This window comes from Citrobacter sp. Ca225, assembly GCF_030337175.1.
GTDB lineage: Bacteria > Pseudomonadota > Gammaproteobacteria > Enterobacterales > Enterobacteriaceae > Citrobacter_A > Citrobacter_A amalonaticus.
In genome coordinates this window covers 24684-46011 of sequence record NZ_JAOWCD010000052.1, presented here as the reverse complement: position 1 = coordinate 46011, position 21328 = coordinate 24684, and the positions used below count along the sequence as shown (strand labels likewise).

General features: G+C 53.3%; 20 protein-coding genes. 9 read left to right on the top strand and 11 right to left on the bottom strand.

All coding sequences use genetic code 11. The features are described 5' to 3' along the window. Window position 1 precedes the first annotated feature (1 nt). The 8 genes from sapF to osmB all read left to right on the top strand — a co-directional run bounded on the left by sapF (window position 2) and on the right by osmB (window position 9005). Window positions 2-808, top strand: a complete 807-nt coding sequence (gene sapF / locus OGW13_RS04490) for a peptide ABC transporter ATP-binding protein SapF (RefSeq protein ID WP_043000548.1) — start codon at window positions 2-4, stop codon at window positions 806-808. A gap of 123 nt (window positions 809-931) precedes the next feature. Beyond that, complete coding sequence (gene fabI / locus OGW13_RS04485) at window positions 932-1720, top strand: enoyl-ACP reductase FabI (protein ID WP_125339767.1); 789 nt, start codon at window positions 932-934, stop codon at window positions 1718-1720. 200 nt (window positions 1721-1920) lie between these two features. Then, window positions 1921-3060, top strand: coding sequence for a carboxymuconolactone decarboxylase family protein (locus OGW13_RS04480; RefSeq protein ID WP_142765170.1), 1140 nt, complete (start codon window positions 1921-1923; stop codon window positions 3058-3060). A gap of 89 nt (window positions 3061-3149) precedes the next feature. Then, entirely contained in the window at window positions 3150-5084 is a 1935-nt protein-coding gene (locus tag OGW13_RS04475; RefSeq protein WP_287115749.1) for an exoribonuclease II, read from the top strand. A 247-nt stretch (window positions 5085-5331) separates the two neighbouring features. After that, the gene (gene pdeR, locus OGW13_RS04470) at window positions 5332-7323 is read left to right on the top strand and encodes a cyclic di-GMP phosphodiesterase (RefSeq protein ID WP_044257827.1); all 1992 of its coding nucleotides are present in this window, start codon (window positions 5332-5334) and stop codon (window positions 7321-7323) included. A gap of 182 nt (window positions 7324-7505) precedes the next feature. Beyond that, window positions 7506-7688 (top strand): YciZ family protein, encoded by a 183-nt coding sequence (locus OGW13_RS04465; protein ID WP_044257733.1) that lies wholly within the window; start codon window positions 7506-7508, stop codon window positions 7686-7688. A 90-nt stretch (window positions 7689-7778) separates the two neighbouring features. Next, window positions 7779-8528 carry a DNA-binding transcriptional regulator YciT gene (gene yciT, locus OGW13_RS04460; RefSeq protein WP_043000543.1) on the top strand — a complete coding sequence of 250 codons (750 nt, stop codon included), beginning with the start codon at window positions 7779-7781 and terminating at the stop codon, window positions 8526-8528. Between the two features lie 258 nt (window positions 8529-8786). Next, window positions 8787-9005 (top strand): osmotically-inducible lipoprotein OsmB, encoded by a 219-nt coding sequence (osmB, locus tag OGW13_RS04455; RefSeq protein WP_042318738.1) that lies wholly within the window; start codon window positions 8787-8789, stop codon window positions 9003-9005. Between the two features lie 113 nt (window positions 9006-9118). Here the strand turns inward: osmB and yciH are convergent, their stop codons facing one another. The 5 genes from yciH to pgpB form a co-directional block, all read right to left on the bottom strand. After that, window positions 9119-9445 (bottom strand): stress response translation initiation inhibitor YciH, encoded by a 327-nt coding sequence (gene yciH / locus OGW13_RS04450; protein WP_043000542.1) that lies wholly within the window; start codon window positions 9443-9445, stop codon window positions 9119-9121. After that, the gene (gene pyrF, locus OGW13_RS04445; protein WP_043000541.1) at window positions 9445-10182 is read right to left on the bottom strand and encodes an orotidine-5'-phosphate decarboxylase; all 738 of its coding nucleotides are present in this window, start codon (window positions 10180-10182) and stop codon (window positions 9445-9447) included. The genes yciH and pyrF overlap by 1 nt, the downstream gene beginning before the upstream one ends. Before the next feature lie 176 nt (window positions 10183-10358). Continuing rightward, entirely contained in the window at window positions 10359-11528 is a 1170-nt protein-coding gene (lapB, locus tag OGW13_RS04440) for a lipopolysaccharide assembly protein LapB (protein WP_043000540.1), read from the bottom strand. Between the two features lie 6 nt (window positions 11529-11534). Beyond that, the gene (locus tag OGW13_RS04435) at window positions 11535-11843 is read right to left on the bottom strand and encodes a LapA family protein (RefSeq protein ID WP_042318731.1); all 309 of its coding nucleotides are present in this window, start codon (window positions 11841-11843) and stop codon (window positions 11535-11537) included. A 150-nt stretch (window positions 11844-11993) separates the two neighbouring features. Beyond that, a complete protein-coding gene (gene pgpB, locus OGW13_RS04430) occupies window positions 11994-12758 on the bottom strand; it encodes a phosphatidylglycerophosphatase B (RefSeq protein ID WP_287115748.1) in 765 nt (254 codons plus the stop codon). A 196-nt stretch (window positions 12759-12954) separates the two neighbouring features. Here pgpB and ribA point away from each other — a divergent pair, with 196 nt between their 5' ends. Next, entirely contained in the window at window positions 12955-13545 is a 591-nt protein-coding gene (ribA, locus tag OGW13_RS04425; protein WP_044257729.1) for a GTP cyclohydrolase II, read from the top strand. Window positions 13546-13595: 50 nt separating this feature from the next. Here ribA and acnA read toward each other — a convergent pair whose 3' ends face one another. The 6 genes from acnA to topA all read right to left on the bottom strand — a co-directional run bounded on the left by acnA (window position 13596) and on the right by topA (window position 21254). Further along, window positions 13596-16271, bottom strand: a complete 2676-nt coding sequence (acnA, locus tag OGW13_RS04420) for an aconitate hydratase AcnA (protein ID WP_043000537.1) — start codon at window positions 16269-16271, stop codon at window positions 13596-13598. Window positions 16272-16602: 331 nt separating this feature from the next. Further along, window positions 16603-16698, bottom strand: coding sequence for a small membrane protein YmiC (gene ymiC / locus OGW13_RS04415; RefSeq protein WP_225738869.1), 96 nt, complete (start codon window positions 16696-16698; stop codon window positions 16603-16605). A gap of 129 nt (window positions 16699-16827) precedes the next feature. Continuing rightward, entirely contained in the window at window positions 16828-17001 is a 174-nt protein-coding gene (locus tag OGW13_RS25820) for a YciX family protein (protein WP_229233559.1), read from the bottom strand. A 2-nt stretch (window positions 17002-17003) separates the two neighbouring features. Further along, entirely contained in the window at window positions 17004-17165 is a 162-nt protein-coding gene (locus OGW13_RS04405; protein ID WP_072140644.1) for a YmiA family putative membrane protein, read from the bottom strand. Window positions 17166-17465: 300 nt separating this feature from the next. Beyond that, window positions 17466-18440, bottom strand: a complete 975-nt coding sequence (gene cysB, locus OGW13_RS04400; RefSeq protein ID WP_287115747.1) for an HTH-type transcriptional regulator CysB — start codon at window positions 18438-18440, stop codon at window positions 17466-17468. A gap of 216 nt (window positions 18441-18656) precedes the next feature. Next, window positions 18657-21254 (bottom strand): type I DNA topoisomerase, encoded by a 2598-nt coding sequence (topA, locus tag OGW13_RS04395; protein ID WP_043000535.1) that lies wholly within the window; start codon window positions 21252-21254, stop codon window positions 18657-18659. Window positions 21255-21328 lie beyond the last annotated feature (74 nt).

Genomic DNA, 21328 nt, shown 5'->3' with positions numbered 1-21328 from the left:
GATGGTTGAGACCTTACTTGAAGTTCGCAATCTGAGTAAAACCTTCCGCTACCGGACAGGCTGGTTTCGCCGTCAGACCGTAGAAGCCGTGAAACCGCTGAGCTTTACCCTCCGTGAGCGACAGACACTGGCCATCATCGGCGAGAACGGTTCCGGCAAATCCACGCTGGCCAAAATGCTGGCAGGAATGGTCGAGCCAACCAGCGGCGAGTTACTGATTGACGATCATCCGCTCGAATTTGGTGATTATTCGTTTCGCAGTCAGCGCATTCGCATGATTTTCCAGGACCCGTCGACCTCGTTGAACCCGCGTCAGCGTATTTCGCAAATCCTCGATTTTCCGTTGCGCCTGAATACCGACCTTGAGCCGGAACAGCGACGCAAGCAGATTATTGAGACCATGCGGATGGTAGGACTGCTGCCCGATCATGTCAGCTATTATCCGCATATGCTGGCGCCAGGACAAAAACAGCGTCTGGGACTCGCCCGCGCGATGATACTGCGCCCGAAAGTCATTATTGCCGATGAAGCGCTGGCGTCGCTCGATATGTCGATGCGCTCGCAGTTAATCAACCTGATGCTGGAATTGCAGGAGAAACAGGGTATCTCTTATATCTACGTCACCCAGCATCTTGGCATGATGAAACACATTAGCGATCAGGTTCTGGTGATGCATCAGGGGGAAGTCGTCGAACGCGGCAGTACCGCCGATGTACTGGCCTCTCCGCTGCATGAACTGACAAAACGATTAATCGCCGGTCATTTTGGCGAAGCGCTGACGGCCGATGCCTGGCGAAAAGACCGTTAACCGCTCTCCTGTTGTGGTCGGACTCGATCGCCCGATGTCACATGTTAGAATGACCGCGCTTTAACGGCATCTGGCCTCCTAACCGAGGCCGGTCGCCACAACATTCACATAAGGATTTAAGCTATGGGTTTTCTTTCCGGTAAGCGTATTCTGGTGACTGGTCTTGCCAGCAAACTGTCCATCGCCTGGGGTATCGCTCAGGCGATGCACCGCGAAGGTGCGGAACTGGCATTCACCTACCAGAACGACAAACTGAAAGGCCGTGTGGAAGAATTTGCTGCTCAACTGGGTTCAGACATCGTTCTGCAATGCGATGTTGCAGAAGATGAAAGCATCGACACCCTGTTCGCAGAGCTGGCCAAAACCTGGCCGAAATTTGACGGTTTCGTTCACTCGATCGGTTTTGCCCCTGGCGATCAGCTGGACGGCGACTACGTGAACGCGGTCACCCGCGAAGGCTTTAAAATCGCTCACGACATCAGCTCCTACAGCTTTGTGGCAATGGCGAAAGCCTGCCGTTCTATGCTGAATCCGGGTTCTGCCCTGCTGACGCTCTCCTACCTGGGCGCTGAGCGCGCGATCCCGAACTACAACGTAATGGGGCTGGCAAAAGCGTCTCTGGAAGCGAACGTTCGGTATATGGCGAACGCGATGGGCCCGGAAGGTGTACGTGTTAACGCCATCTCTGCCGGTCCGATCCGGACTCTGGCCGCCTCCGGCATCAAAGATTTCCGTAAAATGCTGGCGCATTGCGAAGCGGTAACCCCGATTCGTCGTACCGTGACTATCGAAGATGTGGGCAACTCTGCAGCCTTCCTGTGCTCCGATCTGTCCGGCGGTATCTCTGGCGAAGTGGTTCACGTTGACGGCGGATTCAGTATCGCTGCAATGAACGAACTGGAACTGAAATAATCGTGCCGACTTCCCCCGTGGGCGGCGCCCTGCCGCCCATGCTCTTAACTCTTCCCAGCAATATAGCTTTTTGATCTTTGTTATCACGCAACAATCTTTCATCCCTTCCCCCGCTTACGCCAGGATAAAGCAGCGAGAACGATCCGGCGTGATTCGACGACGACGTGTCCGGGTCGCCACATACAGACCAAGGAACGCCCATGGAACAACGCCGATTCAACGGCAAAAGCCACTGGTATCATGAAACCCAGTCCAGCACCGGTCCGCAGGACGTGTTGCCGCTGGTGCCCGAAGCCGCACACGTTGAAGACCGCTTTCTGTTGGATTTGGTGATCCCTGAAGATGCGCTTTTACCCTTTCAGTCCTGGCTGCAACCGGCCCGCCAGCTTGCTCATGAACTGTTCCCTGACACCGTTTTGTTGAACCGCCTACATACCTTCAGCGCCTATGAACGCATGAGTACCGCGTTGACGGTCGCCCAGGTGTATGGTGTTCAGCGGCTTTGCAACCACTATGCCGCCCGTTTGACGCCGCTTCCCGGCCCGGATTCGTCACGTGAAAGTAATCACCGGCTGGCGCAGATTACTCAGTACGCGCGCCAGCTCGCCAGTTCACCCTCAGTGATTGATAACCGCGCGCGCCAGCATTTATGCGATGTTGGCCTTTCTGCGTGGGATATCGCATTGATGAACCAAATCATCGGCTATGTCGGTTTTCAGGCGCGTGTCGTCGCTACGTTTCAGGCATGGCTGGGGCAACCGGTACGCTGGGTGCCAGGTCTGGACACACAATCATTCGCCGACGTATCCCTGTTTCAGCAACCCGATGCCACCTGGCATTCGGCGCACGAGCAGGTCGAACTGCGCTACGCAACGGCGGAACAGTTGGAGTGTCTGTCGTGTTATCAGCCAATCGCCGCCCTTCAGCCCATCGCTCCTAATCTGGTTCATCAACCGACGCTGCTTACGCTGCTCGGTACCCTGCTTAAAAGCACATTGTCCATTGAGTCCCCCGCGCACAATTTCACCACACTACTGACATCGCGAATTAACGGCAGTGCAAGCTGCTTTAACCAACTGGCGACGTCAGTGGAAATCGCCGACTTATTGCGCCAGAGCGAACACGAAATAGAACGCCGGGAACAACAGCAGCCGGTTGAGCGTCCGCTGTTCCAGGCGATACAATTGTTGACGCGGGCCCCCGATCGTTTTAGTGCCGCGCAGTTCAACCCGTTCAGCGAGTCCTGTACCTCCGTTGAACAGGCAATCAACCTGCTGGCCTGGTCGGGGTTATGCGGATGGCTGAATCGCCTGAAAATCGCGCTGGGCGAGACACATTAACCCTTTCATTGCCATAAAGAGCGCTTGCCGCATCAGGTACTTTCGCGTAAAACTGTCAGCCGCTCTTATGGCCACGAAAATAGACAAATATGTTTCAGGACAACCCGCTGCTAGCGCAGCTTAAACAGCAACTGCATTCCCAGACGCCACGTGCTGAAGGGGTGGTAAAAGCCACGGAAAAAGGCTTTGGCTTCCTGGAAGTCGATGCGCAAAAAAGTTATTTCATTCCACCGCCGCAGATGAAAAAAGTGATGCATGGCGACCGTATCATCGCCGTCATCCACACTGAAAAAGATCGCGAATCTGCGGAGCCGGAAGAGCTGGTTGAGCCGTTCCTGACCCGCTTTGTCGGTAAAGTACAGGGTAAGAACGATCGCCTGTCCATCGTGCCGGATCACCCGCTGTTGAAAGACGCCATTCCCTGCCGCGCCGCTCGCGGTGTGGAGCATGAATTTAAAGAGGGTGACTGGGCCGTTGCTGAAATGCGCCGTCATCCGCTCAAAGGCGATCGCACCTTCTTCGCCGAATTAACCCAGTTCATCACGTTTGCCGACGACCACTTCGTCCCCTGGTGGGTCACCCTGGCGCGGCATAATCTTGAAAAAGAAGCGCCGGATGGCGTAGCGACGGAAATGCTGGATGAAGGGCTGGAACGTCAGGATCTGACAGCGCTGAATTTCGTTACTATCGATAGCGCCAGCACGGAAGATATGGACGATGCGCTGTATGCCGAAGAACTGGCTGACGGCAAATTGCAACTGACCGTGGCGATTGCCGACCCTACCGCCTGGATCGCCGAAGACAGCAAACTGGATAACGCCGCGAAAATCCGGGCGTTCACTAACTATCTGCCGGGCTTCAACATTCCAATGTTGCCACGCGAACTGTCTGACGACCTCTGCTCACTGCGCGCCAATGAAGTGCGCCCGGTGCTCGCCTGTCGCATGACCATTGCCGCTGATGGCACCATTGAAGATGACATCACGTTCTTCGCTGCCACCATTGAGTCAAAAGCAAAACTGGCTTATGACAACGTCTCTGACTGGCTGGAAAACCGCGGTCGCTGGCAGCCTGAAAGTGAAGACATCGCCCAGCAGATTCGTCTGCTGCAGCGTATTTGCCTGAGCCGTGGTGAGTGGCGTCATCAGCATGCGCTGGTGTTTAAAGATCGCCCAGACTACCGCTTCATTCTCGGCGAAAAAGGTGAAGTGCTCGATATCGTCGCAGAACCGCGTCGCATCGCGAACCGGATTGTCGAGGAATCCATGATTGCGGCCAACATCTGCGCCGCACGCGTGCTGCGCGACAAACTCGGCTTTGGCATTTACAACGTTCACCTGGGCTTTGACCCGGCCAATGCCGATGCGCTGGCCGCGCTGCTGCAATCTCACGGAATGCATGTGAACGCCGAAGAAGTATTAACTCTGGAAGGCTTCTGCAAGCTGCGTCGTGAACTGGATGCGCAACCGTCAGGTTTCCTCGACAGCCGTATTCGTCGCTTCCAGTCTTTTGCGGAAATCAGCATTGAGCCGGGTCCGCACTATGGGCTGGGTCTGGAGGCTTACGCCACCTGGACGTCACCGATTCGTAAGTATGGCGATATGATCAACCATCGCCTGCTGAAAGCCGTCATCAAAGGTGAAACCATTAACCGTCCGCAGGAAGAGATCACCGTACAGATGGCTGAGCGTCGTCGCCTGAACCGCATGGCGGAACGCGATGTTGGCGACTGGTTATATGCCCGCTTCCTGAGTGATAAAGTGGGCACGGATACGCGCTTCTCGGCGGAAATCATTGATGTCAGCCGTGGCGGGATGCGTGTACGTCTGGTGGATAACGGCGCGGTAGCCTTTATCCCTGCGCCATTCCTGCATGCGGTGCGCGATGAACTGGTTTGCAGCCAGGAGAGCGGCACCATCCAGATCAAAGGTGAAACCGTCTATAAAGTGACGGATGTGATTGATGTCACCATCGCCGAAGTGCGGATGGAAACCCGCAGCATCATCGCCCGTCCTGCCGCCTGACGACCTGCCCAGTAACGGCCTTTCTTTTCAGGAAAGGCCGTTTTCTTTCCCCCAAATCGCCATTCTCTCACTACACTCTGACTGTCAGCCGGATATATTTTCTACAGCGCCTATGCTTTTTCCCGGTTCTGAATTACAAATAAATACATAAACAAAACAAGATGTTCAGCTACCGTAATTTTTAATTAACGCTGGCTAATCCCTTCCATTCAGGGTTGTTTGTGCTTTAAGCGGGAGGGTGTTCATGATGAAAGACAGTCTGGAGTCCACAACGTTGTATAGCTTTTTGGGTACTCACGCGCCTTACTGGCGTTTGTCAGAAGATTCCAACACCCTGCATTTGTCCGTCACCGAAGCGACCGACCGAGTGGAGAGCGTTGAGCTTGCGCCCGAGCAAGCCGAACGGATCCGTGAAATGACCGTCATCACCTCCGGTCTCATGATGACACTCCCCTTTGAAGACAACGATGTCCCGGTGCACCTGGTGGGCCGCAAAATTAACAAACATGAATGGGCTGGCAGTGCGTCGGCCTGGCACGACACCCCTTCTGTTGCGCGTGACCTGGTCAAGGGGCTCTCGTTTGCTGAACAAGTAGTGACAGAAGCCAACTCGGCGATTGTGATCCTCGACAGTCGGGGTAACATTCAGCGCTTCAATCGCCTGTGTGAAGAGTACACCGGGTTGAAAGAGCAGGAAGTGATTGGACAGAGCGTCTTTAAACTCTTCATGAGCCGCCGGGAAGCCGCCGCTTCGCGTCGCAACATCAGCGGCTTCTTTCGCAACGGCAACTCGTATGAAGTGGAACGCTGGGTAAAGACCCGCAAGGGACAGCGTCTGTTCCTGTTCCGCAATAAATTTGTCCACAGCGGCAGCGGTAAAAACGAAATCTACTTGATCTGTTCCGGTACGGACATCACGGAAGAACGACGTACGCAGGAACGGTTGCGCGTGCTGGCGAATACCGACACGATTACCGGGTTGCCAAACCGCAACGCTATCCATGAACTGATCAACGAGGCCATCGAACAGGCTGGCGACAGTCAGGTGGGTATTGTTTATCTCGACCTGGATAACTTCAAGAAGGTGAACGATGCCTATGGTCATATGTTTGGCGATCAGCTTTTGCAGGCGGTATCGTTAGCCCTCCTGAGCTGTCTGGAAGAGAATCAACTGCTGGCACGTCTCGGCGGTGACGAGTTTATTGTGCTGGCCAGCCAGACGTCTCAGAGCTCACTTGAGGCGGTCGCCTCGCGGATCCTCACCCGATTGCGCCAGCCCTTTCGTATCGGCCTCATAGAAGTCTATACCGGCTGTTCTGTCGGTATCGCGATGGCGCCTCAGCACGGCGAGGACAGCAGCAACCTGATCCGCAATGCGGATACTGCAATGTACACCGCCAAAGAAGGCGGACGTGGCCAGTTCTGCGTTTTCTCGCCAGAAATGAACGAGCGGGTATTCGAATACCTGTGGCTGGACACCAACCTGCGCAAAGCGCTGGAAAACGATCAGTTACTGATTCACTATCAGCCGAAAGTGACCTGGCGAGGTGAAGTCCGCGGCCTTGAGGCGCTGGTGCGTTGGCAGTCCCCTGAACGTGGGCTTATCCCTCCGCTGGAGTTCATCTCATACGCTGAAGAGTCCGGGCTGATTGTGCCGCTCGGCCGCTGGGTGATCCTCGATGTTATACGCCAGGTCGCGAAATGGCGGGATAAAGGCATTAACCTGCGCGTGGCGGTTAACATCTCTGCCCGGCAACTGGCTGATCAAACGATTTTCACCGATCTGAAGCGCGTATTGCGCGAGCTCAATTTCGAATATTGCCCTATTGATGTCGAACTGACGGAGCGTTGCCTGATTGAGAACGAAGAACTTGCGCTATCCGTCATTCAGCAGTTTAGCCAGCTTGGCGCTCAGGTGCACCTGGATGACTTTGGTACCGGTTATTCCTCGCTTTCGCAACTGACGCGTTTCCCAATTGATGCCATTAAGCTGGATCAGATTTTTGTCCGCGACATTCACAAAAAGTCGGTGTCACAATCGATGGTGCGCGCGATCGTCGCCGTGGCACAGGCTTTGAATCTCCAGGTGATTGCCGAAGGTGTGGAGAGCGCCAAAGAGGATGCTTTTCTGACGAAAAACGGCGTCAATGAGCGACAAGGTTTTTTATTTGCCAAACCGATGCCTGCCGTTGCGTTTGAGCGCTGGTACAAACGTTACCTCAACAAGAAAAAGCGCTAAGCCAGCAATATGATCATCCGGGCGAAACGGGAAGTTTCGCTTTTCGCCCTATTCATATCTGTCTGTAATCGCGGAATATATAATATTCCCCAAAGGTTCAGGTCTGGCTGAATTTTCCCTTCTCTTTTGCCGCCATTTTTTGCATCATTAAATCCTTTCATACTTTGACCAAGGATCCCCCCATGTCTGATATCGATGCTAAACGGGTTGCCGAGCGTATTGATACCGTGCTTGATATCCTGGTGGCCGGTGATGTCCACTCCGCCATCCATAATCTCGAAATTCTGAAGGCGGAATTGTTGAGTAAGGTGCAGGATGACGCCATATCAGCGGCGAACAAGCCCCGGGCACCGTGGGAGATCTAAATTTTTCGCGCGCAGCTTGTGTCGCCTGGATGCCACACCGCCGCATGTGTTTAATCTCGCGGTATCATTACCGCTATAAAAACTAACGCTATGAACTCCCGACAACAAAAAATTTTGCAAATGGTCATTGATAAAGGCCAGATGAGCGTCTCTGAACTGGCCAAAATCACTGGCGTTTCTGAAGTTACCATTCGACAGGATCTAAATACCCTCGAGAAGCAGAGCTTTCTGCGGCGCGCGCACGGTTTCGCCGTTTCGCTGGATAGCGAAGATGTGGAAACCAGGATGATGACCAACTACACCCTGAAGCGTCAGCTTGCCGAATTTGCGGCGTCGCTGGTCAGCCCTGGCGAGTCGGTATTCATTGAAAATGGCAGTAGCAATGCCCTGCTGGCAAGAACGCTGGCGGAACAAAAGGACGTCACCATCATCACGGTCAGCAGTTACATTGCGCACCTGCTAAAAGAGACGCCCTGCGAAGTGATCCTGCTTGGCGGTATTTATCAGAAAAAAAGCGAAAGCATGGTGGGACCGCTGACTCGCCAGTTTATTCAGCAGGTCCACTTCAGTAAGGCGTTTATCGGCATTGATGGCTGGCAGACCGAAACGGGATTCACGGGGCGCGACATGATGCGTGCTGATGTGGTCAATGCCGTGCTGGAGAAAGGATCGGAAGCCATTGTCCTGACCGACAGTTCAAAATTCGGTGCGGTCCATCCCTACACCCTTGGCCCTATCGAGCGGTTTAGCCGTGTGATCACCGATGCCAGAATTAGCGCCAGTGACCGGGCGCTGATGGAACAGCGTGGTCTGACCGTTAATATCGTCGACGCCGAGTAAAATATCCGCAAATGATTTGCTCATCGCAGATCATTTGCGCTCTGAGACTATTCTGACTCCCGAATTAAGACTATTTACCTGTTGTTCACAGGCGAAAGTCGTAAAATTACTATTAGCGATATAACAGGAAGTGACTATCACCTGCGTGATATTACCCTGCGCACTAAGGTTTCACGGATGCCCTCTTTAATGACCGATATTTTAACTATAGTTAAAGAGAGCTTACTTCCGTGAATCATTAATTCAGGAGAAAGTATTATGTTTGTAACGAGCAAAAAAATGACCGCCGCCGTGCTGGCGATTGCCCTGGCAATGTCCCTGAGCGCCTGTTCTAACTGGTCTAAACGTGATCGTAACACCGCTATTGGTGCGGGTGCGGGTGCATTAGGTGGCGCTGTCTTAACGGATGGTAGCACACTGGGTACGCTGGGTGGTGCCGCTGTCGGTGGTATTATCGGCCACCAGGTAGGTAAATAATCTACGGTTGTCCGGCTCGATATAATAATACGATTATTTTTTTCTGGTCTGCACTACACAGTTTATTTAGCAGTAACAATAAAAGCCACGATATTTATATCGTGGCTTCTTCGTTAACCACCTGCCAGTTTCACTTTCAGGCCGCGAGCTTCCAGTAGCGACTTAATTAAATCGCGCTTATCACCCTGAATTTCAATTACGCCATCTTTGACTGCTCCACCGCAGCCACATTTTTTCTTCAGTTCCGCAGCCAGTTTGCTGAGTTCGCCGTCATCCAGATCAATACCAGTAATCAGGCACACGCCTTTCCCCTTGCGCCCGCTGGTCTGGCGCTGGATACGGACAATCCCGTCGCCCTTCGGACGTTCGGGCGCGGCTTTAGGTTCATCAATCCGCCCACTCTCCGTCGAATAAACCAGACGGCTGTTGGAATCGCTCATTACGCCTCCCGCTTCAATGACGCATTGATGGCCTTCAGCGTCTGCGCCGGATCGTCAGACTGCGTCACCGGACGACCAATAACCATATAATCAACACCCGCCGCCAGTGCCTGTTCAGGGGTCATTATCCGCCGCTGATCGCCAGCGGCGCTCCCCTGCGGTCGGATACCCGGGGTAACCAGTTTAAAATCGCGGCCAAATGCCTGCTTAAAGCGCACCGCTTCCTGAGCTGAACAGACCACGCCATCCAGACCACATTTTTGCGTCAATGCCGCCAGGCGCTCGGCGTGCTCAGCCGGTGACAGTGTCACGCCGATATCCGCCAGATCGCTGGCTTCCATACTGGTCAACACGGTGACCGCGATTAACAGCGGCGCATCTTTACCAAACGGCACCAGCGCTTCACGGGCGGCGGTCATCATTCTCGCCCCACCCGACGCATGGACGTTGACCATCCAGACGCCAAGATCCGCTGCAGCAGCCACCGCATGAGCGGCGGTATTTGGGATATCATGGAATTTCAGATCCAGAAAGATATCAAAGCCACGCTGCTGGAGATCGCGTACCAGTTGAGGTCCGAACAGCGTGAACATCTCTTTGCCAACTTTCAGACGACAGTCGCGCGGGTCGATTCGATCGACAAACGCCAGGGCGCTATCACGGTTATTATAATCGAGAGCAACGACGACGGGAGAATCGGTAGCAGCGCGGGGAGAAGATGAAGCAGTTAACGTCATAACCAGGCCTTCTTGCTAAGGGGGCAAATGGGTAAACGGCGTGCATTCTACCTGTCAGGCGCAAAAATTAACAGACGCGATTACACCACTGCCAGGCGATGTGGCGCCGATGCCAACGTGAGGAAATGGACTAAACTATGAGTATGTTGTAACTAAAGCGGATTTTTTTTTAAAAATTACAATCCATCAAGTCCACGAATTGGCTTAATCGTTGACCAGGCGCGGCAGGATGGACAGTGCCAGTACAGGGTATACGCGGTAAAACCGCATTTAGAGCAGCGGTAGCGCGGCTTGCTACGCACCTGCTCGCCCACCATATCACGCAGCACCATCAGGCTCTCTTTTGCACGACCCTCTTCGGCTTCGTTAAGGTGATAATCCATCAGCTTATGGAATACGCGCATCGTCGGATGACGCTGGAGCTGACGGGTAATATACACCTGCGCGGTCTCCGTCCCTTCGCGCGCTTCGAGAATATCGGCCAGCATCAGTTCTGCGGCCGCGCCGGTATTTTCTTCTACCGCACGGCGCAGGAATTCCGCCCATTCATCATTTTTACCTAGCTGTTGATAGCAGGTCTGGAGCATTTCCAGCGTTTCGCTGACCAGTTCTTTATCCTGGGAAATCACCCGCTGGAGACATTCAACGGCCTTCGCGTAATCGCCCTTCGCCATCCAGACGCGGCCCATCATGATAGAAACCCTGGCGCTATTTTTATCCGCCGCTGCCCCTTTTTTCAGCAGCGCCATGGCGCGATCCATATCGTCGCTGCCCATCTGTTGCAACGCCAGTTCGCAGTAAAAATGGGCGATTTCGATACGCTGTTTATCTTTACCCAGTTTGACCAGTCGCTCGGCAACCTCAATGGCCTTCTGCCAGTCACTGGTCGCCTGATAGATCTGCAACAGTTGCTGCAACGCACCTACGCGAAATTCCGTTTCATCAGTAAGCTGATTAAACATATCCTCCGCCCGGTCATACAGCCCGGCGGCCATGTAATCACGGCCTAACTGCTGAACCGCCAGCAGCCGCTGTTCATAGGTCAGCGAGGCGCTTTCCATGAGAGTCTGGTGAATACGGATGGCGCGGTCGACTTCGCCGCGAGAGCGGAACAGGTTTCCGAGGGTGAGATGAGCCTCAACGGTGCCGGTATCCTCTTTCAACATATCGAGGAACAGATCCACCGCTTTATCTTGTTGGTTGCTCAGGAGGAAGTTAACCCCCGCGACGTAATCGCGGGACAGGCGGTTAGCTTCATCCTGTTTTGTTTGTTGCGCACTTCTGCGACCCATATACCAGCCATAGGCGGCAGCAACAGGTAAAAGCAGAAACAACAACTCCAGCATAAACGATTATTCCTTCGCGACCGACGTACCAGACGTCACCACAACGTCTGTCGCAGGCGAGAGTTGGTTTTCCAGTCGTTTAATTTTACGTTCAGCACGCACCAGAGAAACACGAACCCGCAGCCAGAAAAGACCGCAGATCAACCAACCAATGGCGAAACCCGCAGCGAACAAAACGGCCAACAAGGTTGAGATACGATACTCGCCCTGAGCCAACAGGTAATTAAAGGTCACCTGTTGATCGTTCTGCGCACCCAATGTTACCGAGATAACAAATATCGCCAACACCAGTAAGAAAATGAGTAAATATTTCACATTACTTCCCGTTATGTGGTTTAAGCGAATAAATCGTGTTCAACTTACCGCATTTAGCCTTTTAAATTACCATTTTCACGGCGTGTGCGAAATGGGAAAGCAGTCAGCTATTGGATGATTTAAGGGTAAACCAGTCAAAATCAACCCTGGTCAGCGGTTTTGCTCACGTTCAGCAATCTCCTGCCTTTCTTCTGGCGGCGGCGTCAAAGGCCCGCAGAACCGCTGTGCAAGCCAGGTCGCCAGCGTCACCAGCGCCCATGAAATCAGCGTCGCGACCACCAGATCACGCGGCCAGTGCATGCCGAGCAGCAAACGACTGCCCATCACGCCCGTCGCCCACACCAGTAAAATGGCAATCGTCACCGTCCGGCGTCGCGGCCACAATAAGCCGACAGCGAGCAGCGCCCAGCTTGCCGCAAACATCGTGTGACCTGACGGAAACGCAAACCCGGTCTCTTTTTGCCAGTGTTGGCGTAAAAAGTGTGGAATAGCCTGCTGGGTGGTAAGTTGCTCCTTCACCAGGTCGCTGCGATCCTTACGTTTTAAAGTGTAGAACTCAACAACCGGAATATGATGCGTTTTTTCCAGCCATATCACGAAAGGACGCGGTTCCTGTACCCGCTCTTTCACCCACGACTTGACGCCCTGACCTAGCAGGATTGCCCCCGCCAGAATAGTAAAAAGCATTACCGCCGCTTTAAGACGAAAGCGCAAACACCAGAAGAACCAGCCACAGAGAATAACATGTGTGATGATACCCCACGGCTGAGTGACCGTTTCGGTTATCCAGTACATCGCTTTTAGCCATCCGGTATCCTGCCCCGGTTGCCAGCTCCAGCCGGACACCCACACGGTAACGGGCATAATCAACAACAATCCCGCGCCAGCCGCAGTACGCTTTGCAATCGACAGCATGAACACCTCTTTAACGGATAAGTGTCACAATCATAACCGAAAAATCCCCTGTTCGGGGAAATTGACAGATTTGTGCCATTCGCAGGATGATTGCGCGGCGGCGATTAGGTGAAGTCCGTCGCCTTATGGCAAAATAAGAAGATAAGCCAACAGGCAACGGCAAAACATCGCGTGCCGGCATTATCTGGAGAAACACATGCAGCTTAAACGAGTGGCAGAAGCCAAACTGCCAACCCCATGGGGCGATTTCCTGATGGTGGGATTTGAAGAACTGGCAACCGGACACGATCACGTCGCGTTAGTATATGGTGATATTTCAGGTCAGACGCCGGTTCTGGCCCGTGTCCATTCAGAATGTCTGACGGGCGATGCCTTGTTCAGCCTGCGCTGCGACTGTGGTTTTCAACTGGAAGCCGCCCTGACGCATATTGCGGAAGAAGGACGCGGTATTCTGCTTTATCATCGTCAGGAAGGACGTAACATCGGCCTGCTCAATAAGATTCGCGCCTACGCGTTGCAGGACCAGGGCTACGACACCGTAGAGGCCAATCACCAGTTAGGGTTTGCCGCGGATGAGCGCGATTTCACCCTCTGCGCGGATATGTTCAAGCTGCTGGGCGTTGACGAAGTACGTCTGCTCACCAATAACCCGAAGAAAGTTGAGATTCTCACTGAAGCAGGGATCAATATCGTTGAGCGGGTCCCGCTGATTGTGGGCCGTAATCCCAATAATGAACATTATCTGGATACCAAAGCGGCCAAGATGGGTCACTTGTTGAGTAAGTAAGCCATGCGTTAAAAAAAGCCTGCATCGTATCATGCAGGCTGTTTTACGACTTACTTCAGCATGTTACGAATCACGTAATGTAAAATGCCATCGTTCTGGTAGTAAGTTAACTCGGTCGCGGTATCGATGCGGCAACGGCACTGCACCACCTCTTTGTTCCCGTCGGTCCGGGTTAACGTCACCGGCACCGTCGCGCCAGGTTTCAGTTGTTGCAGATCGGCAATATCGATAGTCTCTTCCCCGGTTAGCCCCAGCGTTTTGCGCGTAACACCCTGTGGGAACTCCAGAGGCAGGATCCCCATCCCAATCAGGTTGGAGCGGTGGATACGTTCGAACGACTCCGCAATGACGACGCGAATTCCCAGCAATCGCGGCCCTTTCGCCGCCCAGTCACGACTGGAACCCGACCCATATTCTTTACCAGCAATCACCGCCAGCGGGATGTTCTCCTGCTGATACTGCATAGCCGCATCATAGATAGACAACACCTCGGTGCCAGGCAGATGTCGCGTCATTCCGCCTTCCACACCCGGCACCATTTCGTTGCGAATACGGATGTTAGCGAAGGTCCCGCGCATCATCACTTCGTGGTTACCGCGTCGCGAACCGTAGGAGTTGAAGTCTTTGCGCTCCACGCCGTGGTTTTGCAGATACCGCCCTGCAGGACTATCAGCTTTAATACTCCCGGCCGGAGAAATGTGGTCAGTGGTCACCGAATCCCCCAACATCGCCAGAATGCGCGCGCCGTGAATATCGGTCACCGGTGCTGGCTGCGCCAGCATCTCGTCAAAGAACGGCGACAGGCGAATGTAGGTCGAGTCATTTTGCCAGCCGTAAGTGTCTGAGCGGTCAACATTGATTGCTTTCCACTCAGGCGTCCCTTCGAACACTTCCGCATATTCTTTGCGGAACATTTCTGAAGAGACCAGATCGACGGCGCGGGCAATTTCCTGCGCCGACGGCCAGATATCTTTCAGATAGACCGGATCGCCTTTGCGATCGTGGCCGAGCGGATCTTTCTCCAGGTTGATGTTCATATTGCCCGCGAGCGCGTAGGCAACGACAAGCGGCGGTGACGCCAGCCAGTTGGTTTTCACCAGCGGGTGAATACGACCTTCAAAGTTACGGTTGCCTGACAGCACCGCGCCTACGGTCAGATCGCCCTTCTTAATCGCGGTTTCGATAGGCTCCGGCAGCGGTCCAGAGTTACCAATACAGGTCGTACAGCCATATCCCACCAGGTTAAAGCCCAGTTCATCGAGATACGGTGTCAGTTTCGCCTTTGCCAGATAATCTGACACCACTTTCGACCCTGGCGCCAGCGACGCTTTCACCCACGGCTGACGCTTCAGTCCCAGCGTAACGGCTTTTTTCGCCAGCAAACCCGCCGCCATTAGCACGCTGGGGTTAGAGGTGTTGGTACAGGAGGTAATGGCCGAGATGACCACCGCACCGTCAGGAAGCTGATATGACTGTCCGTTTAGCACATACTCTACTGGCCGACGGTCTTTCTGCGCAGTGTTCAGTTCCAGTTCGCTGCTGGCAGCAAAGGCTTTCGGCACATCGCCGAGTGCGACGCGATCCTGCGGACGTTTCGGTCCGGCGAGGCTTGCCTCGACATCATTCATATCCAGTGCCAGGGTACTGGTGAAGATCGGTTCATCACCGGTGTTGCGCCACATCCCCTGCGCCTTCGCGTATTTCTCCACCAGTTCGATTTGGTCTTCACTGCGTCCGCTCAACCGCATATAGTCCAGCGTCACGCCGTCGATCGGAAAGAAACCACAGGTCGCACCATATTCCGGCGACATATTGGCAATGGTGGCCCGGTCAGCCAGCGGTAAGGAATCCAGCCCGTCGCCATAAAATTCGACAAATTTGCCGACTACACCGTGCTTACGCAGCATCTGGGTGACGGTTAACACGAGATCCGTTGCAGTGATCCCCTCACGCAGTTTTCCGGTCAGTTTGAAACCCACCACATCCGGGATCAACATTGAGACAGGTTGCCCCAACATTGCCGCTTCAGCCTCGATACCACCCACGCCCCAGCCCAGAACACCCAGACCGTTAATCATGGTGGTGTGTGAATCTGTGCCGACCAGCGTGTCCGGATAAGCCACCCATTCACCGTCCTGCAATTCGCTCCACACCGCTTTGCCAAGATATTCCAGGTTAACCTGGTGGCAAATACCGGTTCCCGGCGGCACGACGCTGAAGCGACTGAAGGCCTGTTGGCCCCATTTCAGAAACACATAGCGCTCATGGTTACGTTCCATTTCAAGGCGCACGTTCTCTTCGAATGCATCATCATCGCCAAAATGGTCAACGGTGACGGAGTGGTCGATCACCAGATCCACTGGCGAGAGAGGATTCACTTTCGCCGTATCGCCGCCCAGGCGTTTTACCGCTTCGCGCATTGCGGCGAGGTCCACCACCGCCGGGACGCCGGTAAAGTCCTGCATCAGTACGCGTGCTGGACGGTAGGCAATTTCGCGATCGGCATGGGCATTTTTTAGCCACCCTGCCAGCGCCTGGATATCGTCCTGGGTAACCGAATCGCCGTCCTGCCAACGCAGCAGGTTTTCCAGTAAGACTTTCAGTGATTTGGGCAGACGGGTGAGATCGCCCAAAGATTTCGCAGCCAGCGGCAGACTGTAATAGTGGTAGGTTTTGTCTTTGGCCTGCAGTGTGTCCTTACTGGCTTCTCGTAGGGTTGACGACATAGCTCCTCCTTAATGACAGGGTTGCGATACCCTGATTCTCCTCAGGGTGAATATTAAAGATAACACAAACTGAATGTAACGTTTTGATAACAACCCAAATTGATAAAAGAGGAAAAACCGAACGGCGAAGATACAAGTGAGGACGAGCACGTGTATGAGGGGGAGGAAAACCTCGCCATAGCGAGGTTTCAGATTGCTGGCAACCTGTAGATTTGTGTTTATGCCGGGGGCGGCTAAGGCTTACCGTTCTACAGACTTTTCGATATCAATGCGTGACTCATGCCACATATGAGCCTGCTAAGCGTAGCGCCATCAGGCGGAAGGGTTGAGATTAATTCATCACGATCCAGAGCAGTTCAGCCCAAAAGAGCAGCGAGACGGAAAATGCGCCCATCCAGGACCAGTATTTCATATTTGCAGTCATCATCAGCTATACCCGTTTTGTTTAATACATTGTGTTGAGACTTTCTCAACGCTTTATTGCTGCGGTGTATAGGTAAAAGCGCACCGTGATAATTTATCGGTACAAAAGAAACGGTAATAAGAATGGTGACGATTATTGTTTCCGTTGATCGTCTTCGTCGAATAACTCAATAAACTTTTGCTGTTGCTGAGTCAGCTTCCAGGATTTGGGAACAGTTTTCACGCACGCGCCTTTTTTCGTTTCTCGTACAGTGTCACCAGAGTGACATGTAGGTAACGACGTCTGTTGTGGGTCGTGAACCTCCATTTTTACCCCCAGGCATTCCAGATCAACAGTGCGATCACGACCCAAAACAGCGCTGAGCCCAGGAAAACCGCAAGCCAGGCTTTGCGTTTCATCTCAGGGTCCCGACGTGGCTCCTGGTTTTCAGACGGCATTGCTAACCTCATACAATCGGCATCACTTATCATTTAAGCACCAACAATCGGTACAATTAATCATCAGATGAGACAAATCCTAATGAAACTTTAGTCAAAAATCCAGTGAATTTACGAATCGTTTCCAGTGAATAAATCAATCTTTTGATCGAAAATAAATATTTGAAAAGGGAAATTTGCGAGGCGGGGAATAAGACACTACTTTACGGTCGATTATCCATAATCATCATGTGGACATTATTATTACGCCAGCCTTAATAAAACCAATGGCGATTTAATTAAAACTTTCGGTATCTCCTGCTAACAAAAGATACCGACCGTTTTCTGTGACGATTACTTTTCAGGTAATTTGATATCTTTAAACATCTCTTCTATTTCTTCGTTCGAGCGCAACGCCACGGCGGTATCCACCACGTCACGCGTCAAATGCGGGGCGAAACGTTGAATGAAATCATACATGTAACTGCGCAGGAACGTGCTGCGACGAAAACCGATCTTTGTCGTGCTGGGGCTGAAGACGTCGTGGGCGTCCACGCGAACCAGATCCGGGTCGGACAGCGGATCGACGGCCATGCTGGCAATCACCCCCACTCCTAAGCCTAAACGCACGTAGGTTTTGATCACATCGGCGTCAGTCGCCGTAAAGACGATACGTGGCGTCAAACCTGCGCGGTTAAACGCGGTATCCAGTTCAGAGCGCCCCGTAAAGCCAAAGGTGTACGTCACCAGTGGATACTGTGCCAGTTCTTCAATGGTCACCGACCCTTTATTGGCCAGCGGATGCTCAGGCGTGACCACAATCGAACGATTCCAGTGATAGCACGGCAGCATCACCAGATCGTCATACAGATGCAGCGCTTCCGTGGCAATGGCAAAGTCGGCATTTCCTTTTGAAACCGCTTCGGCAATCTGTGTGGGTGACCCCTGGTGCATATGCAGCGACACACGCGGATAGCGCTCAATAAAACCTTTAATCACATTCGGTAGCGCATAACGCGCCTGGGTATGCGTCGTCGCAATATAGAGAGAGCCTTTATCCGGCCAGGTATGCTCACCGGCAACGGACTTTATCGCATCCACTTTGGAGAGCACTTCGCGCGCAATGCGGATAATCTCCTGACCAGCCGGCGTCACCTGAGTCAGATGCTTACCGCTACGGGCAAAGATCTGGATGCCAAGTTCGTCTTCCAGCATGCGAACCTGCTTACTGATACCCGGTTGCGAGGTATAAAGGCCTTCCGCGGTGGAGGAGACGTTAAGGTTGTGATTCACCACCTCAACAATGTAGCGAAGCTGCTGTAATTTCATGTTAAACCATCCAGATTAGCGCCATCAGGTCATCGTTTCAGAGCAGGCAGTGATGCGCTGCTAATACGATTTAATAATAAAAAAGCCGTTAACTATAACCACTATATCATTAATAAACAGGCTGTATAGCGGTGAGTAAAAAATAATAAGTCCGCTATAAAAACAAAAAAAGGGCCGCTTACGCGACCCTCTTCAGCACAACTGCACCGTGGGCGGTTACTTCTTGCCTTCGACCCATTTGCCATCAACAAAGAAGGCAGACCAGCCGGTCGCTTTCCCGTCTTTTTCAGCGGCAACATACTGCTGTTTGGTCTTACGGCTAAAACGCACCAGCGTTTTATTGCCTTCCGGATCCTGTTGCGGCGCATCGGCCAGATAACGCAGTTTTTCTGGCAGACGATCGCGGAAGCGGTATAACTCTTCCACCAGCGGTGCGCGCGTCTCACGGGATTTCGGGAAAGTATTGGCGGCCAGGAAGACCCCGGCAGCGCCATCACGCAGCACGAAATACGCATCCGATTTTTCACACGGCAACTCGGGCAGCGGAACCGGATCTTCTTTCGGCGGTGCAACTTCACCGTTACGCAGGATCTTACGGGTGTTTTTACACTCGTCGTTAGTGCATGCCATGTACTTACCGAAACGCCCCATCTTCAGGTGCATCTCAGAGCCACATTTTTCGCACTCGACGATCGGACCGTCATACCCTTTGATACGGAATTCGCCTTCTTCGATCTCGTAGCCGTCGCAGGTCGGGTTATTACCACAAACATGCAGCTTGCGCTTCGGATCGATCAGGTAGCTGTCCATCGCCGTACCGCACTTCTGACAACGACGTTTGGCGCGCAGGGCGTTGGTTTCCGCGTCATCACCTTCCAGCACGTTCAGGACTTCGTTTTCCGGCACCAGGTTAATGGTGGTTTTGCAGCGCTCTTTCGGCGACAACGCATAACCCGAGCAGCCAAGGAACACGCCGGTACTGGCGGTGCGAATTCCCATTTTGCGTCCGCAGGTGGGGCAGTCGATGCTGGTCAACACCATCTGGTTCGGACGCATCCCGCCCTCTTCCGGATCTTTCTCCGCTTTGTCGAGTTGCTGAGTAAAATCACTGAAGAAGTTGTCGAGCACGCCTTTCCATTCGATTTCGTGATTCGCGACCTGGTCGAGGCTGTTTTCCATCTGCGCGGTGAAATCGTAGTTCATCAGCTCGCGGAAATTCTCTTCCAGACGATCGGTGACAATCTCACCCATTTTTTCCGCATAGAAGCGACGGTTTTCCACCCGCACGTAGCCACGATCCTGAATGGTCGAAATGATCGACGCATAGGTCGACGGACGGCCAATTCCGCGTTTTTCCAGCTCTTTCACCAGCGAGGCTTCGCTGAAGCGCGCCGGTGGCTTGGTGAAGTGTTGAGCCGGGATCAGTTCAACCAGAGACAGCGCATCACCTTTATTCACCGCCGGCAGCGTCCGGTCTTCATCACCTTTACGCAACGCGGGCATCACTTTCGTCCAGCCGTCGAAGCGCAGAATACGACCGCGCGCCTTCAGACGAAAATCACCCGCACCCACGGTTAGGGTGGTGGAATCGTACTGCGCCGGGGTCATCTGACAGGCGACAAACTGACGCCAGATCAGCTGATACAGTTTTTGCGCGTCGGCTTCCATATCCTTCAGCGTTTCCGCCAGTACGGAGACGTCGGAAGGACGAATCGCTTCGTGGGCTTCCTGCGAATTTTCTTTGCTGGCGTACTGATTCGGACTTTCCGGCAGATATTTCTTGCCGAAATTGTCGCCGATGTAACCGCGCACCATATTCACGGCATCCTGACTCAGGTTGGTCGAGTCGGTACGCATATAGGTGATGTAGCCCGCTTCGTACAAACGCTGCGCCATCATCATGGTCTTTTTCACGCCAAAACCGAGACGCGTGCTGGCCGCCTGTTGCAGCGTGGAGGTGATAAACGGCGCGCCCGGCTTGCTGCTGGTCGGCTTGTCTTCACGTTCCAGAACGCTGTAGCGCGCTTTCTCCAGCAGGCTTACCGCCGCAAGCGTCTGCTCACGGTTTTCCGGACGAAACGGCTTGTCGTTCTGATGGGTCACCTGCAAAGGCAGCGCATCGCCGGAAGGCGTGGTGGTATTGGCATCAATTTCCCAGAACTCTTCCGGTACAAACGCTTTAATCTCGCGCTCACGCTCAACGACCAGACGCACCGCCACGGACTGAACGCGACCGGCTGACAGACCGCGAGCAATTTTTTTCCATAACAGCGGCGAGACCATATAGCCCACCACGCGATCCATAAAGCGACGTGCCTGCTGAGCGTTAACCCGGTCAATGTTCAGTTCGCCCGGCTTTTCAAACGCCTGACGAATCGCATTCTTGGTAATTTCGTTAAACACCACGCGACTGTAACGCGTGTCATCACCCCCGATCACTTCCCGCAGGTGCCATGCAATGGCTTCCCCTTCGCGGTCAAGGTCGGTTGCGAGATAGATGTGGTCGGCCTTTTCAGCCAGTTGTTTCAGTTCAGAGACGACCTTCTCTTTACCGGGCAGCACTTCATAGTGCGCATCCCAGTTGTGCCACGGGTCAACGCCCATACGGTTGACGAGCGCGCCACGTTCATCCTTTTTGGGCTTTTTAGCCGTTTTGGTGGAGGTAGAGTCGGCGCTCTTTTTAGCTGCTGAGCCACTGGTCGGCAAGTCACGGATATGACCGACGCTGGACTTAACCACGTAGTCATTACCCAGATACTTGTTGATCGTTTTGGCTTTTGCCGGGGACTCAACGATGACAAGAGCTTTACCCATATTCACCTTTACCTAAATTGATTCTTCCAGGAATGCGTCGCACGTTGATACACCATCCACTGGCGACGAGCCAC

Excerpts from the sequence above, each read along its gene's own strand:
- sapF (WP_043000548.1), top strand. The coding sequence starts at position 2 with ATGGTTGAGACCTTACTTGAAGTTCGCAATCTGAGTAAAACCTTCCGC.
- fabI (WP_125339767.1), top strand. The coding sequence starts at position 932 with ATGGGTTTTCTTTCCGGTAAGCGTATTCTGGTGACTGGTCTTGCCAGC.
- OGW13_RS04480 (WP_142765170.1), top strand. The coding sequence starts at position 1,921 with ATGGAACAACGCCGATTCAACGGCAAAAGCCACTGGTATCATGAAACC.
- OGW13_RS04475 (WP_287115749.1), top strand. The coding sequence starts at position 3,150 with ATGTTTCAGGACAACCCGCTGCTAGCGCAGCTTAAACAGCAACTGCAT.
- pdeR (WP_044257827.1), top strand. The coding sequence starts at position 5,332 with ATGAAAGACAGTCTGGAGTCCACAACGTTGTATAGCTTTTTGGGTACT.
- OGW13_RS04465 (WP_044257733.1), top strand. The coding sequence starts at position 7,506 with ATGTCTGATATCGATGCTAAACGGGTTGCCGAGCGTATTGATACCGTG.
- yciT (WP_043000543.1), top strand. The coding sequence starts at position 7,779 with ATGAACTCCCGACAACAAAAAATTTTGCAAATGGTCATTGATAAAGGC.
- osmB (WP_042318738.1), top strand. The coding sequence starts at position 8,787 with ATGTTTGTAACGAGCAAAAAAATGACCGCCGCCGTGCTGGCGATTGCC.
- yciH (WP_043000542.1), bottom strand. The coding sequence starts at position 9,445 with ATGAGCGATTCCAACAGCCGTCTGGTTTATTCGACGGAGAGTGGGCGG.
- pyrF (WP_043000541.1), bottom strand. The coding sequence starts at position 10,182 with ATGACGTTAACTGCTTCATCTTCTCCCCGCGCTGCTACCGATTCTCCC.
- lapB (WP_043000540.1), bottom strand. The coding sequence starts at position 11,528 with ATGCTGGAGTTGTTGTTTCTGCTTTTACCTGTTGCTGCCGCCTATGGC.
- pgpB (WP_287115748.1), bottom strand. The coding sequence starts at position 12,758 with ATGCTGTCGATTGCAAAGCGTACTGCGGCTGGCGCGGGATTGTTGTTG.
- ribA (WP_044257729.1), top strand. The coding sequence starts at position 12,955 with ATGCAGCTTAAACGAGTGGCAGAAGCCAAACTGCCAACCCCATGGGGC.
- acnA (WP_043000537.1), bottom strand. The coding sequence starts at position 16,271 with ATGTCGTCAACCCTACGAGAAGCCAGTAAGGACACACTGCAGGCCAAA.
- ymiC (WP_225738869.1), bottom strand. The coding sequence starts at position 16,698 with ATGATGACTGCAAATATGAAATACTGGTCCTGGATGGGCGCATTTTCC.
- OGW13_RS25820 (WP_229233559.1), bottom strand. The coding sequence starts at position 17,001 with ATGGAGGTTCACGACCCACAACAGACGTCGTTACCTACATGTCACTCT.
- OGW13_RS04405 (WP_072140644.1), bottom strand. The coding sequence starts at position 17,165 with ATGATAAGTGATGCCGATTGTATGAGGTTAGCAATGCCGTCTGAAAAC.
- cysB (WP_287115747.1), bottom strand. The coding sequence starts at position 18,440 with ATGAAATTACAGCAGCTTCGCTACATTGTTGAGGTGGTGAATCACAAC.
- topA (WP_043000535.1), bottom strand. The coding sequence starts at position 21,254 with ATGGGTAAAGCTCTTGTCATCGTTGAGTCCCCGGCAAAAGCCAAAACG.